This window comes from Nocardiopsis sp. NPDC055879 (assembly GCF_053615935.1).
The window spans coordinates 85,794-99,962 of sequence record NZ_JBSHCT010000013.1; the positions used below are offsets into that span (position 1 = coordinate 85,794).

Consider the following 14,169-nt stretch of genomic DNA (forward strand, 5'->3'; position numbering starts at 1 on the left):
ATCAGGCATGGGCGTCCCGGACCGCCACAACCGACGGTGGACACACCGAGTGACCGGGGTTTCGGAGACACACAAACCCTGTCCGAAAAAGAGGAGGGGTGAACCTCCCAGCCTTCTGGGCGTCCACCCCTTCCCTCACCGTGTTCCCACGGGCCGACTCAGGCCAGGGCGATGAGGTCCTCGAAGTCGGCGTTCCACATGTCCTCGACCCCGTCCGGGAGCATGATGACCCGCTCGGGTTGAAGGGCGGAGACGGCGCCCTCGTCGTGTGTCACCAGGACGATCGCGCCCTTGTAGTTGCGCAGCGCCGAGAGGATCTCCTCGCGGCTGGCCGGGTCCAGGTTGTTCGTGGGCTCGTCGAGCAGCAGCACGTTGGCGCTGGAGACCACCAGTGTGGCCAGGGCCAACCGGGTCTTCTCACCACCGGAGAGCACACCGGCGGGCTTCTCGACGTCGTCGCCGGTGAACAGGAACGATCCCAGGGTCTTGCGCGCCTCCACCTCGGGCAGGTCCGGGGCGGCGCTCATCATGTTCTCCAGAACGCTGCGGCCCACGTCCAGGGTCTCGTGTTCCTGGGCGTAGTACCCGAGTTTGAGACCGTGGCCCGGAACGACCCGACCGGTGTCGGCCTCCTCGACCCCGCCCAAAAGGCGCAGCAGGGTCGTCTTGCCCGCTCCGTTGAGCCCCAGGATGACCACCCGGCTGCCCTTGTCGATGGCCAGGTCCACCCCGGTGAAGATCTCCAGCGAACCGTAGGACTTGGACAGTCCCTCGGCCATGAGCGGGGTGCGACCGCAGGGGGCCGGGTCCGGGAAACGCAGCTTGGCGACCTTGTCGGCCTTGCGAACCCCCTGCACCCCGTCCACGATCTTGTCGGCGCGGTTGAGCATCTGCTGGGCCGCGCGGGCCTTGGTGGCCTTGTAGCGGAAACGCTCGGCCTGCTTGCGCAGGGTGTCGGCCTTCTTCTCCGCGTTGGCCAACTCGCTGCGGCGTCGACGCTCGTCGTCCTCGCGCTGGACCTGGTACTGCTTCCAGCCCATGTTGTAGATGTCCATGACGCTGCGGTTGGCGTCCAGGTAGAAGACCTTGTTGACCACGTGCTCGACCAGTTCGACATCGTGACTGATCACGATGAGCCCGCCCCGGTGAGACTTGAGGAAGTCGCGCAACCAGACGATGGAGTCGGCGTCCAGGTGGTTGGTGGGCTCGTCCAGCAGCAGCGTGTCGGCACCGCTGAACAGGATGCGGGCCAGTTCGATGCGGCGTCGCTGGCCACCGGAGAGGGTGTGCAGCGGCTGGCCGAGGACCTTGTCCGGCAGGCCCAGACTGGAGGCGATGGCCGAGGCCTCGGAGTCCGCGGCGTACCCGCCCAGCACGTGGAGGCGTTCCTCCCACCTCGCGTACTGGCGCACGCCCTTGTTGCGGGTCTTCTCGTGGTCGCTGGCCATCTTCTTCTCGGCCTCGCGCAGCCCGTGCAGCGCCTCGTCGATCCCGCGGGCGGACAGCACACGGTCCTTGGCGATGACGTCCAGGTCTCCGGTACGGGGATCCTGGGGCAGGTAACCGATGGTGCCGGACGAGGTGACCGTCCCACCGGTGGGCAGCCCCTCACCCGCCAGGACCTTGGTCATGGTGGTCTTGCCCGCACCGTTGCGGCCGACCAGACCGATCCGGTCGCCCGCGGCGACCTGGAAGGTCGTCGGCTCCAGAAGGAGGCGGGCTCCGACGCGCATTTCGAGGTCGGTGGCGATCAGCATGGGTGGAGCTTCCTCAAGGTGGTGTGACGGTCGGTGGCTGCCCTGGACCGCGCGCGGCCAAGCCCTTGTTCGTGGGGCCGGCGGGTGGGGTCGGGTGGGCGGGAGCGCCCCGGCGGACCGACCCAGCCTAACGGCACGGGTGAGGGGGTCGGTGAAGGGTTTTTCCCGGAGCCCCCGGAGCACGGGGGCCGGAGCGTGCACGGCCACGCCCCCGACCCTCACAACGGGTTCGGGGGCGTGGCCATTCCCCGCGCCGCGGGCGCGGGCTCACATCAGGTCGTCATCCCTGTTCCCTGTCCTTGTCCGCCCTGTCCTTGACGGTCTTGTCCTTGGTCCCTTTGACCGGTTCGGTCGTCTCCTGGCCCTGGGCCACCACCACGACCGCTTTGTCCTTGTCCGCGGTCACCGGGCCGGACTCCTCTTGCCCACCCGAGTTGTTCTCGGTGCTGACCGGAGGACGGTTGCGCAGCAGCGCCGCCAGGACGGCGGCGATCGGGGTCGCCAGGAACATGCCGGGGATGCCGCCGAGGATGCCACCCGCGGTGATCGCGATCAGCACGACCGGCGAGGGCAGCTCCAGGGCCTGTCCGTAGATCCGGGGAGCGAAGAAGCTGCTCTCGGCCTGTTGGACCACGACGACCGCGATCACGATGATCAGCGCGATGACCGGGCCTTCGGCGACCAGGGCGACCATGGCCGCCAGTAGACCGGTGAGGAAGGCGCCGATGACCGGCAGGAACGCGCCGATGAACGTCAGCACGATCAGCGGGATGGCCAGGTTCACGTCCAGGAAGATGAACAGGAAGATGCCGATGCCGACGGCGTCGATGACACCGACCATCGCCACACCCCGCACATAGCGGCCCATCACCCCGTAGGCGACGCCACTGGCGTGGCGCAGGCCGGGGCGGGACTTGGGCGGCAGCAGGGTGACGACCCAGTCCATGAGCTTGTCGCCGGAGTGCACGAAGTACACGGTCATGGCGATGATCAGGACCAGGCCGAGCAGGAGCTGCACCACGGCCGTGCCGGCGGTCCAGGCGCCACTGAGCAACTGGTCGGTGTTGTCGGTGATCATCCCCTGGACCTGCGCCCAGGCGTTGTTCAGCATCTCCGTGAACAACGCCTGGTCGACGAAGGGGATCTCCACCTTCTGGAGCTCGACGAAGGCGCTGCTGACACTGGCGACCAGCCCGTCGAAGCCCTGGATCGCGGGAGAGACGATCATGGTGACCACGCCGCTGAGCACGACCAGTGCCGAGAGGACGGACAGCGCGGTCGAGGATCCCCGCCCCAGTCCCTTGCTCCGCAGCCAGTTGGTCATCGGCATGAGCAGGGCGGTGATGAAGACGGCGAGCACCACCGGCAGGGTGATCACCGACAGGTGGATGACCGCGTAGACGAACAGGCCCACCACGACGCCGATGAGCAGGATCCGCCAGGCGACGTCACTGACCATTCGCAACAGGTCGCCGGCGCCGACGTCGTCCTGCTCGGCCGCGACCCGCTTCTCCTGTTCCACCTTGGCCTCGACCTCGGCCCGGGCCTCTTCCTGCGCCTCCAGGTGGGCGAGGCGTTCGGCGCGGGCTCTGCGGGACACGAGCCACTTGTTCAGGAGCGCCCAAACTCCCGGCCGCTGGGCTTGCACATGGACTCCATTCTCCGGTGGTGACACCGAGGTCGCTCATCGACGGCGACCACCCGTATGCCGTTTCGTCTCGTTCGGGGGATGGAAGGCGGATGGTGCGTGGGTGTCGCAGTGGGGTTGATGCACGGTACAGGGTCCGGGTTCTCCCCGACCCTGTGAAGGAGACAACTCCGTCAGAACTGCCAGGGTTCCCGGGTGTGCCCGCTCTCGACGATCTCGTTACCGAAGGGGGCCAGGGCCACGGGGATCATCTTGATGGAGGCCCACGCCATGGGGATTCCGATGATGGTCACGGCCAGACCGGCGGCGGTGACGATGTGGCCGATGGTCAGCCACCATCCCGCGACGATCAGCCAGATGACGTTCAGGAGGGTGGAACCACCGCCGGCGCCCTGACGGCGCACGAGGTCACGGCCGAACGGCCAAATGGCGTACTTGGCCATACGGAAGGACGCGACCCCGAACGGGATGGTGACGATGAGGATGCAGCAGATGACGCCGGCGAACACGTAACCGAGCGCCAGCCAGAACCCGGCGACGAAGATCCAGATGATGTTGAGAATGAGCCGCAAGAGGGCCACGGTGATTCGTCTCCTTGAGTCTGTCCTGGGCGTGGGTGCCGTTCGTCGGGTATTCGATCGAACGCATCCTGTTTTCTATCGTCTGGGACGCTCGGACACCATGCCCTGTTCCACCTTGGATCCCTGGACCTACCCTTAGGGGACGCCGCGGGACACGAGCGCCACACCGGGCCTCGTCGGGTGCCGGCGAGCACTCGGTCGCTCCTCGCGGAGGGTGATGACATACGGTCCCACCCAATCTCGCAGATCTACAGCGACCAGAATGTGATGGGCGCATCAGGGGGACCCCCTAGGCAGGGGCGACATAGCGCCATACGATGTCCCTTGTCCTTCGCAAGACGGTCGTACATGTGATCTGCGACAAACTCGGACAAATACCCACAGAGCTGATGTCAGACATCAGGTTTCGGTAACAGTTGAACGAGTAATTTCCCCACCCCCCGTGCACGATCGGGAGTGGGGATGGCATGATTACGTACCGGCTCGGACGGAGGCTGTCACCGCCTCCGCGGCCGTTCGCGTGAGAGCACCCCTTCATCGACAGGCATCGCCTGCTGTGATGGTGCTTCTCGTGGTCTCAGCCACACCGGGGAACAACACCTGCACCGCACGACGTTTGCGTCGTGCGGGGTGCCTCGCGCCGCGTGACCGACTTGTTGGTGACTGAAGCTTTTTAAGACAGCTTACTAGTGATTTCAGTAGAGGTGGTTCAAGCATGTCTCAGGTACGTCGGCAGGCCGCGCTGCGCCCCCGCCCGAGCTGGGGGTGGCAGGATGCCGCCGCGTGCCGGGGCGAGGACCTTGTGCTCTTCTTCGGCCCGGATGGCGAGCGCCAGCCGGAGCGGGAGATTCGTGAGCGCAAGGCCAAGGAGATCTGTGCGGCCTGCCCGGTTCGGACCGACTGCCTGGACTATGCGATCTCGCGTCCGGAGAAGTACGGCACCTGGGGTGGTCTGAACGAGGACGAGCGCGCCTCTGAGCGCCGTCGTCGTATGCGACGCGCCAACGCCGCCTAAGTCCGCGTTTCATTCCCCACGCGGAACTCTTTCCGGAAGGCCCCGGCCCCGATGACCCGCGGCGCCCCGACGTTCATGTCGAGGGCGCCGCGGGTTTTCCACTGTCCGGGTCACGGAACGGACTCGAACGTCTTACTCGGAAGGCACCTTCGAGCGAGCCGCTGTAATATCTTCGGCCCGGCCGCCCCGCCCTACTCGGCACGGCGGAACAGGTGCCGGTCGAACCAGTCCAGGGTGCGCACCGCGACCTCGCGCCACTGCCGTGTCCCGCCGAGGAGGCGGTCGGTCCCCGAGACCACGCCCAGCTCCGAGGAGCCTCCCAGGTGGGCCCTCGACCACTCCCCCAGCTCACGTACGAACGAGTCCTCGCTCTCCAAGAGCACGAGCGTGGGCGCGCGCACCTTGCCCAACGCCGGTTCGGCCAAGTCCACACGGCCACCGTGCGCCACGACCGACGCCACGTCCTGCGGCAGCTCCGCCGCGGCCACCAGGGCCGCGGGCGCCGCGTCTCCCCAACCCATGACGCCCAGGGGTTCGCTGGCCGCGTCGGTGGCCCGGCGCAACCAGGTGACGGCCGCGCCCAACCTCTCGCCCAGGACCTCGGTGTCCCCCTCGTCGTCACCGTCGTCACCGGTCATCAGATCCAACAGCAGGGTGGCGTATCCGGCCCGCTGCAACGAGGCCGCGATCGCTCGTCGTTCGGGGTCCCCTCGTCCACGGCCGAAGGCCATCACCACCACACCGCGCAGGGCCGTGGGCATGGTCAGGTCACCGTCGAGGTAGACCTGCCCGGCGCGGATGCGCACCGCGCGGGCCACCTCGGGCCGAGGGCGCGAGCGTTCCAGTTCGGTCAGGATCGTGGTGACGTGGTCGTCCGAGAGCTGGTCGAAGTCCCGGTACCACTCCCCCACGGCGCGGAAGTTGTCCGGTGCGCCGATCACCACCACCGCGTCGGCCTCCCCCTTGAGGATCTCCAGCGCCTCGGGCGAGGCCACCGGGACCGCCAGGACCAGGCTGGAGGGGCCCGCCTGGCGCACCATCCTCAGCGCGGCGCGGGCGGTGCCACCGGTGGCCACCCCATCATCGACCACCACGCAGTCGCGGCCGGTGATCCGGGGTAGGGACCGCTCGCCCCGGTAGATACGTCGCCGGCGGTCGAGCTCCTCGCGTTCGGAGGTGACGGTGTCGGAGAGCGCCTGGCGGGGAACGCGCATCCGTGCCAGGGCGAGGTCGTCGTAGAGGACGTGACCGTCCTCGGTGATGGCGCCGACCCCGGTCTCGGGCCGACCGGGCAGGCCGATCTTGCGCACCATGAGGACGTCGAAGTCCGCGCCGAGACCGCGCGCGAGTTCGGCTCCCACCGGCACGCCACCGCGTGGCAGGGCCAGCACGATCGGGTCTTCGACCGCGTAGGGGCGCACGCGATCGGTGAGGCGTCGGCCCGCCTCGGTCCGGTCGGTGAAGGGCAGGGATACGGGTACCGGGTTCATGTCGTCGCCTGTGCCGGGGCCATGGGACCCGACACCCCTCCTTCCGGCTGTCCGTGGATCACGCCGCTCGCAAAGTGCTACCGGCATACCCCGCCGTACACGGATTACAACCCCGGGTCCGGGCAAAACCCGCACCCTTCACCGGAAGATGAGAAACCGCCGATCGCCCGGTGTCAGGCCGGCCGGAAGCCGTCACGCAGCACCGCCATCAGCAGCGCGTCGTGTCTGCGCCCCTCCCACAGCAGTGATTCGCGCAGACGACCCTCGACGTAGAAACCGCAGGAACGGTAGACGGCGATGGCCCGCATGTTGAAGGCGTACACCTGGAGCCAGAGCCGGTGCAGGCCGATCTCCTCGAACGCGTAGCGCATGACCAGTTGGGTGGCCTCCCGGCCCAGCCCCTTACCGGTGAACTCGATGGCCGACAGCGCTATGCGATAGCCGGCGGTCTCGTTCTCCGGGGACACCGAGTAGATGGAGAGCTCACCGAGGTAACGACCGCCCTTGGGTTCGGTGATCGCCAGGTCCAGGCGGTCGTCCCCTTCGGCGCGACCGTGACACCACAGGCGCGCCTGCTCATAGGTCAGGTGCCCGTGCGACCCCGTGAGTCTACGGACCTCCTCGTCCAGTCCCGCGGCGAAGTAGGCGTCGGTGTGTTCCGGGCCGAGGGGGACCAGGGACACGTTCTCGCCGTTGAGGGTGGGCTTGTCTCGCAGCGCGCTCGTGTTGATCATGCGGGTCTTCCGGTTCCGGCCGGGACCGTGGGGCACGGCATTACCCGGGTGAGGGAGACGGTGGGCGGGGATGCCGCACGCGGGAACGGGACGCGGTGGCGTGGCCTGGGTGCATGGGCCTGGGCGGGGGACGAGGTGTGGGCGGGGCGGGGTGGGGCGAGGGCGGGGTCGAGCGGGTCCTTTCCGGGCTCTCGGTGAGGACACGGGTTCCCTATGTAAAACACCTCCGCTCCGAAAGGCAAGCCCGGCGGGACCGAGCGCGACAAAACACTGTTCATCCGATGACCGGACTGGATAGCATCGGCCCGCATCGAAAGCGCTTAGGGAGCCGCCCGTGAACACCCCGACCGATACGGCCACCACACCACCGCCCGAGGCCAGGCGCGCCCGGGTCGCGGTGTCGACCCTGTTCTTCGTGAACGGGTTCACCTACACCAACGCGGTGCCCTGGCTCCCCGTGATCAAGGACGGGCTGGGGCTGAGTAACGCGGAACTGGGATTGGCGATCGCGGCGATGCCGTTCGGCGCGATCCTCACCGGGATGTTCGCCGGTCCGCTCATCCACTGGTTCGGCAGTGGTCGGACCGCGGTGGGTACGAGCCTGATCAGCTTGGGAGCGCTCCCATTCATCGCGCTCGCGCAGAACTGGTGGATGCTCGCCGGTGCCCTCTTCGTCCTGGGCGTCGCCGACACCTGGACCGACTCCGCGCAGAACTCGCACGGCCTACGAGTGCAGCGACGCTATCGACGCAGCATCATCAACACCTTCCACGCGGTCTGGAGCCTGGCCGCGGTCTCCGGAGGACTGCTCGGTGCCGCCATGGCGGGCGCGGGGGTGCCCATCCTGTGGCACCTGTGCGGGGTGACCACCGTGCTCGTGGTGATCAACCTGGTGGTCTCCCGCATGCTGTTGCCCGGACCGGAGAACAGCGAACGCGAGGACGGGACCAACGGCCACGGTGGTGGTCGCGTCCGCATGTCCGGTCGCGCCGTGGTCCTGCTCCTTGCGCTGGGCATGTTGTTGATGATGGCGGGCGGCATCGAAGACTCCGCCGCCGCCTGGGGCGCGGTGTACATGACCTCGGAACTGGACGCGGCGCTGTTCCTGGCCGCCATGCCGTTCGTGGCATGCCAGGCGATGATGGCGTTCGGGCGGCTCATCGGCGACCGGGTCACCGACCGGTTCGGGGCGGTGGTCGTCGGGCAGGCGAGCGGGCTGCTGTCCGCCGGTGGCATGGCCCTGGCCCTGGCGTTGCCGCACCCGGTCACCACGATCATCGGCTTCGGGGTGATGGGACTGGGCGTGTCCACCCTGTTCCCGCTGACCCTGGCCGCCGCCGGGAACGTTCCGGGGGTGCGCACCGGTGACGGGGTGACCTTGGTGGGGTGGCTGGGCCGCGTGGGGTTCCTGGCCTTCCCCCCGACCGTGGGGTTCCTCGCCGACTCGGTGACCCTGGGCGGTGCCCTGTGGGTGATCGCCGTCGGGGGCGCGACCGCCTTCCTCCTGGCACCGGCCCTACGTCCACGGTCGTGATCACATGACGGAGGGCCCCGACCATGCTGGTCGGGGCCCTCCTCACATCAGGGCCCACAGTCTCGTGGGCACGGACGCGGTGTTACTCGGCCAGGCCCGGACGGCGGCTGCCGGCCCACAGGGCCAGAGCACCGATACCGGCCACGACGGCGCCACCGAGCACGAAGCCCGACAGGTCGACGCCGGTCGCGGCGAGGTTCGGGTCACCGGCGTTCGACGCCGGAGCCGGCGTGGTGGGAGTGGTCGCACCAGGGGTCTGGCCCTGGTCACCCTCACCGTCGTCGCCTTCGCCGTCGTCGCCACCATCGTCGCCGTCGTCACCGTCACCGGGGGGAGGGGTCTGACCGTCGTCCGGCGGCGTGGTCTCGTCGTCGTCGCCGGGCGGAGGCGTCTCGCCACCGTCCTCGCCGTCGTCGCCGTCATCACCATCGTCGCCGTCGTCACCGTCACCGGGCGGGGGCTCCTCGCCACCGGGCGGGGGCTCCTCGCCCTCGTCCGGAGGCGTCTCGCCATCGTCCTCGTCGTCGCCGTCATCCGGCGGGTCGACGGGGACCGGCGGCGGCTGCTCCTCACCACCGTCACCAGGGGGAGGCGTCTCGCCATCGTCCTCGTCAAAGGGGAGGATGTTGAAGACGTTCTCGACGGGACGCTCCACGACCTCGCCGAGGTCGATCTCGAGCTCGACCGGCTGGGACTCGACCGTCTCCTCGGTCACCTCGGGGGTGACGTCAGGAGTGGTCTCGTCAGCGGTCACGGCGAACGCCGGGCCCACGGAGAAACCGGCCATGAAGAGACCCGCCGCCGTTACGGTGAGTACCCGATTCTTGGGGGACATCCGACTCCTTTCTTTTCTCTTGTGCAGTGATCACTCAGGGGAAATGGCATAAAGGTGGCCGTCGTGGACCACCACCGCGCGGTCGCCGAGCAGGCCGCGCGGAGTCTCTGCGCCCTCGGGAACGTCGGTGAGCGCACCGGAGGCGTCGATCGCCACCCTGGACCCGTCGAGTTCACCGAAGACCTGGTCGCCGAGTGCGACCTCGGGTTCGAAACCCGGGACGACGTTGGTCTCACCGCTGCCGGGGGCGAACAGCACCGGGCCGTAGGCCGCCAGGTCCGGGCCGAGGGGGCCGGTGCGATGCTGCACCTCCGCCAGGTCCTCCTCCTCGACCTCGGCGGTGCCCAGCACCGAACCGTCGGTGTTGTCGTGGAAGGCGAGGAGGTGACCGTCGCCGTCCTCCGTCTCCCAGTGGACGAGCGCGTAGCCGCGCAGGAAGGTCATGACCTCGGCCAGATCGCCGGCGCCGTCGGGCTGTTCGGGTTCCACTCGCTGAGGGTCCTCGCCCGGGGCGACCCAGTGCCAGGGCCCCTGGAGAACGCCGGCGAGCGCGCGGCCGTCCTCGGCCAGCAGCGCCGCGGAACCGCCGGGGGTCTCGACCTTGGCGAGTTCTCCGTCCACCAGGACGTAGGCGTTGTCGTCATCGCGCACCAGGACGCCGTCGCCGACGAACTGGGCGGAGGCGGACTCGGTCAACTCGACGTTGACGGCGGTTCCTCCCTCCTCCGGCCAGAGCCACAGGGCTCCGGGGGTCTCCAGCGCGACGTGGGTTCCGCCGTCGAACTCCACGAAACGGGGGCTGCCGAGCGCCTTACCCGCCTCGAAGGGCAGATCGACCGACCATTCGCGGGATCCCTCCGCGTTGAGCAGGTTGAGCCGCTCCGCCGGGTCGATGTAGGCGAGGCGCTCCCCCTCGCGGTCGACCGACGGCAGGGTGTCGGGGGCCAGTTCTTCGGTGATGTCCACCGTGGTGGCGTAACCGGGCGGCGCGGGGTGGTCCAGTTCCACCGTCGTGTCGTCGCCTTCCTCGCCGGAGGCCTCGGTGGAGCCGGAGAGGAACCTCGCGGCGACCAGGCCGCCCCCGACCAGGAGCAGCAGGGCCAGACCGGCGGCGCCGACGCCCAAGAGCAGGCGTCGACGCTTGGCCCCGGCGGCACGGTCCTTCGGGGCGGTGGGGCCCGTGGCGGGTCCGGGTCCGGTCGGAGGCTGCCGCGGAGGTCCCTGTGGCGGCCCCGGCACCGGCTGGTCGGCGGCCTGGACGACCCCGTCGGGGGTGGCGAGCAGACGCCAGTAACCGTTGGCGTCACGTGCTTCCACGAGCACCGGCTGGCCGATGTGCGCCGCGTATCCGGTGGCGACGTCCAGCGCCGCGCGCCGGGTCTCCTTGGGGGCCTGGCCCTGGACGACCTGTCGCCGACCCTCGATGACGATTTCGGCGTTGCGTTCGTCCGGCGCGATGACGATGACGGCGGTGGGCCGGGGATGCCCCGGGCGGGACGCCCGGCTCATGGTGCCTCCGAAGGCATGTGGAACATGGACCTGTTCGTGTATTGGAGAGAGGAGATCGTGGTCGACGATGACGTGCGGTGGCGGCTCGGCGGGGTGACCGAACAAGGGGTTACGGCACAGACGTAGTCATTGCTGGACGTGATCATACTGATCCCCACAGGAGCCAGCCGACCGTATCTGATGCCGGGAAAACGGGCACGGTTCGCGATCACTCCCACAATTTCCACTTGACGTATCGGGTGACCTGCGTTGATCCGGAATCACTCGCCGCACACCGGGCACGCTTCGTTCCATCGGCACTGGTTCGGACACGCAGAAAGGTGTCGAAGTTGACGCCGAAACTGGCCGGATCCGGCCACTCCGCGTTTCCGGAGACTCACGAGTTCGATCCCCGCGCACCGTTCTCGAAACCGGCGACCGGCCGCTCCCGATGGGCGAGCCTGAGGTAGGCGCCGGGGGTGAACACCCGCGCCAGGGCCTCCAGGTCGCTTCCGTTCGGCTCCAGCACCAGATGGACCGGGCGGCCCTCGCTCAGAAACAGGCTCAGGAGCGGGCTGGAGCCCCCGGTCATCCGCCCCTGGAACACGTGCGCCCCCGTGGTGAGACCGATCAGCAGTGTCCGTCCCGGCCCGAGCTCTCCCACCCGGGCACCGTCCACGTACAGCCGGTAGTCGACGAGCATGTCGCGGTAGCGGCCACCCGGTCGGTGCACGTACACGGGGATCCAGCCGTCCGGAAGCCGAGCGTCGACGGGCATGCCAACGAGTTTGGGGGTGGGCTCGGGCAGCGGTTCGGGGAGAGCGCACCGCTCACGCTTCCAGAACACGAAAGAGAGGACGAGCCCCGCGAGACCGACCAACAGAATGGGGAGCAACGCCCACTGCCTGGTCCACATGATCAGGAACCCCGCGAAGGGAAGACCGCCCACCGACAGAAACAGGTTCACCAAGGCCATACCGGCGAGCGGGTTGGACCCCTTGGCCCGCTGCCGTTCCGACGGGGTCGTCTCCATAAGGCCGACGAAATAGGCCGTTCCAGCAAAGAAAACGAGAAGCACAGCCGTCCACAACCCCATCGGCACCGTCACTTGGTCTTGGATGAAGTGCGTCGTCAGGGCGGTACTGACCACGATGAGGACGGCCAGGTCCGGGACGTTCGCCAGCCACTGCCAGGGCCTCATCGCGCACACTCCTTCGTTTGGAGGATCCGGGCGCGCTCACGTCGATGGAGCCGGGTGCACAGAAGGGCGAAGGCCAGAGCCGCGACGGAGAACAGGGCGAGTGGCCACAGAGCGGGGAGGTAGCGCAGCTCCGACCCGAGCATCAGTGCCGGCACGACCACCATGACCCACGAGGTCCAGGTCATGATCCGGGGCGTCGACGGTGCCGGCGGTGGAGGATCCTCCGGTTCACGGAACGGCCTGGGCAACACGGGCCCGGCCAGGATGAACAGCACGGTGATCATGAGCAGCACCAGCAGCCCCGACATGAGGATCGAGGCGACACCGGGATCGTGCAGCGGGTGGTGGTCGGTGAGCACCAGGCGCAGCATCATGGAGAACTGACCGGACATCATGGCGCACACACCCAGGAGAAGGCAGTCCCTGGCCGGGGACGATCGGGGGGAGGTCACTCGGGGGCCTTTCGTGGGGGATCCGGCTCGGGGCGGCGAGCGCGCGGCCTCCCGCCGGAAACCGTGAGGGTACCGACAAAGCCGACGGCGTAAGAACTTTCGGCCGTTTGTGGTCAGCGACCGTTCTGTTCGTTGATGGTGTCGATGACCGCCTGTTCCCGGCGTTGGGCGATGCGGTCGGCGCGTTCGAAGTGGCGGTTGGCGAGGTCGGCGCGGGCGGCGGCGGTGCGCACGGTCGGCCACAGGGCGTCGATCTCGGAGTTGAGGGAAGACCCCACGAGCACCGCGATGGCCATGACGTACAACCAGGCCAGGATCGCGATCGGGGCGGCCAGTGACCCGTAGATGCTCACCTGGCCGAAGGAGGCGTCCAGGTAGGCGCGCAGCAGCGCCGAACCGCTCAGCAGGACCAGGGTCGCCAGCGCCGCCCCGGGCAGGTGGCGCCACAGTGGGGTGCGCACCGGGACGCTGAGCGCGTACAGCAGCGTCACCGCGGCGGTGACCATCAAGGCCACGAGAGGCCAGTAGAGGAGATTGAGTCTGCCCACGGTGATCGGCAACAGTTCGTGGACCAGGTCCGGCCCGGCCACCAGGATCGGCAGCACCAGCACGGCGAAGAACAGGCCGCCGAGGTAGGCGAAGAAGGCGAGCAGGCGCTGACCCAGCCAGCCGCGGAGCTCGTCCAGGCCGTAGGAGATGGTGATGGAGCGGATGAACACGTTCATCGCGCGCGAGCCCGACCACAGGGACACCAGGAACGTCACCGACAGCACCCCGCCCTGAACACCTCCGAGGAAGTCGTCCACGAGCGGTTCCACCACGGAGGCGACCGTGTCGGGGGTGAGGATGCGCGCGGCCAGGTCCAGCATCCACTCTCGGATCTCCACCACGAGGTCCTCACCGAAGACCATCGCCAACGGTCCGAGCGCGCCCAACAGACACAACAGGAGCGCCGGCAGGGAGATCAGCGCGAAGAAGGCCGACTCGGCGGCCAGGCCGACCACGCGGTCACGGGCGAAGGCGCGGATGGTGCGCAGGACCAACAGGGTGCCGTTGTGAACCATGGGGTGCCGACGGAGCCACACGTCGGCCGCTCTCCACAAGCTCTCCCAAAGACCCACCACAAGGAGAACGTTAGCGGTAATGGAGCAGCTCGGGCGCTTTCGCACCATGACCGGGGACACCGCGACATGACGTGGGTCACCCGCCTATGACGACCGCGCACCTGGACAACGACCCGACGGGCGTGCCATTCTCAAGGCATGACCGCTGTTATCGACCCCATGCTCCGCGTGCGCCGCCACGTGGACTTCCTTCGGGTCAGCAGCGCCATCTGTCGCAGCGTCGGATAAACCCTCGCCGCCTTGAGCACCCCGTGAACTCAGTGGGTGCCCGCGGCCCCGGCGCTCCACCCTCTTCTTGAACTCCCACACA

Annotated in this window: 13 protein-coding genes; 3 read left to right on the forward strand and 10 right to left on the reverse strand. The window is 68.4% G+C overall.

Annotated features, from left to right (window positions below):
- Positions 1–158: 158 nt before the first annotated feature.
- From ACWGKS_RS17110 to ACWGKS_RS17120, 3 genes are all read right to left on the reverse strand, one after another.
- A complete protein-coding gene (locus tag ACWGKS_RS17110) occupies positions 159–1,757 on the reverse strand; it encodes an ABC-F family ATP-binding cassette domain-containing protein (protein ID WP_358505744.1) in 1,599 nt (532 codons plus the stop codon).
- A gap of 280 nt (positions 1,758–2,037) precedes the next feature.
- Complete coding sequence (locus ACWGKS_RS17115; protein ID WP_358505741.1) at positions 2,038–3,405, reverse strand: AI-2E family transporter; 1,368 nt, start codon at positions 3,403–3,405, stop codon at positions 2,038–2,040.
- Positions 3,406–3,578: 173 nt separating this feature from the next.
- Positions 3,579–3,986 carry a YccF domain-containing protein gene (locus ACWGKS_RS17120; RefSeq protein WP_452523164.1) on the reverse strand — a complete coding sequence of 136 codons (408 nt, stop codon included), beginning with the start codon at positions 3,984–3,986 and terminating at the stop codon, positions 3,579–3,581.
- 715 nt (positions 3,987–4,701) lie between these two features.
- On the opposite strand from ACWGKS_RS17120, the gene ACWGKS_RS17125 reads away from it, so the two are divergent.
- Positions 4,702–5,001 carry a WhiB family transcriptional regulator gene (locus tag ACWGKS_RS17125; protein WP_017588640.1) on the forward strand — a complete coding sequence of 100 codons (300 nt, stop codon included), beginning with the start codon at positions 4,702–4,704 and terminating at the stop codon, positions 4,999–5,001.
- A gap of 191 nt (positions 5,002–5,192) precedes the next feature.
- Here ACWGKS_RS17125 and ACWGKS_RS17130 read toward each other — a convergent pair whose 3' ends face one another.
- Positions 5,193–6,491, reverse strand: coding sequence for a phosphoribosyltransferase family protein (locus tag ACWGKS_RS17130; RefSeq protein WP_452455991.1), 1,299 nt, complete (start codon positions 6,489–6,491; stop codon positions 5,193–5,195).
- 173 nt (positions 6,492–6,664) lie between these two features.
- Positions 6,665–7,225, reverse strand: a complete 561-nt coding sequence (locus tag ACWGKS_RS17135) for a GNAT family N-acetyltransferase (RefSeq protein ID WP_358505732.1) — start codon at positions 7,223–7,225, stop codon at positions 6,665–6,667.
- Positions 7,226–7,559: 334 nt separating this feature from the next.
- On the opposite strand from ACWGKS_RS17135, the gene ACWGKS_RS17140 reads away from it, so the two are divergent.
- Positions 7,560–8,759 carry an MFS transporter gene (locus ACWGKS_RS17140; protein ID WP_452523167.1) on the forward strand — a complete coding sequence of 400 codons (1,200 nt, stop codon included), beginning with the start codon at positions 7,560–7,562 and terminating at the stop codon, positions 8,757–8,759.
- An 82-nt stretch (positions 8,760–8,841) separates the two neighbouring features.
- Here the strand turns inward: ACWGKS_RS17140 and ACWGKS_RS17145 are convergent, their stop codons facing one another.
- The 5 genes from ACWGKS_RS17145 to ACWGKS_RS17165 form a co-directional block, all read right to left on the reverse strand.
- Positions 8,842–9,594, reverse strand: a complete 753-nt coding sequence (locus tag ACWGKS_RS17145) for a hypothetical protein (RefSeq protein WP_452455992.1) — start codon at positions 9,592–9,594, stop codon at positions 8,842–8,844.
- 30 nt (positions 9,595–9,624) lie between these two features.
- Positions 9,625–11,103 carry a hypothetical protein gene (locus ACWGKS_RS17150; RefSeq protein WP_452523169.1) on the reverse strand — a complete coding sequence of 493 codons (1,479 nt, stop codon included), beginning with the start codon at positions 11,101–11,103 and terminating at the stop codon, positions 9,625–9,627.
- Between the two features lie 376 nt (positions 11,104–11,479).
- Entirely contained in the window at positions 11,480–12,283 is an 804-nt protein-coding gene (locus ACWGKS_RS17155; protein WP_358505720.1) for a hypothetical protein, read from the reverse strand.
- Positions 12,280–12,735 carry a hypothetical protein gene (locus ACWGKS_RS17160; protein ID WP_358505717.1) on the reverse strand — a complete coding sequence of 152 codons (456 nt, stop codon included), beginning with the start codon at positions 12,733–12,735 and terminating at the stop codon, positions 12,280–12,282. The genes ACWGKS_RS17155 and ACWGKS_RS17160 overlap by 4 nt, the downstream gene beginning before the upstream one ends.
- Before the next feature lie 113 nt (positions 12,736–12,848).
- A complete protein-coding gene (locus ACWGKS_RS17165) occupies positions 12,849–13,859 on the reverse strand; it encodes a YihY/virulence factor BrkB family protein (RefSeq protein ID WP_358505714.1) in 1,011 nt (336 codons plus the stop codon).
- A gap of 138 nt (positions 13,860–13,997) precedes the next feature.
- Between ACWGKS_RS17165 and ACWGKS_RS17170 the strand changes: the two genes are divergently transcribed.
- Positions 13,998–14,087 (forward strand): putative leader peptide, encoded by a 90-nt coding sequence (locus ACWGKS_RS17170; RefSeq protein ID WP_358505711.1) that lies wholly within the window; start codon positions 13,998–14,000, stop codon positions 14,085–14,087.
- Positions 14,088–14,169 lie beyond the last annotated feature (82 nt).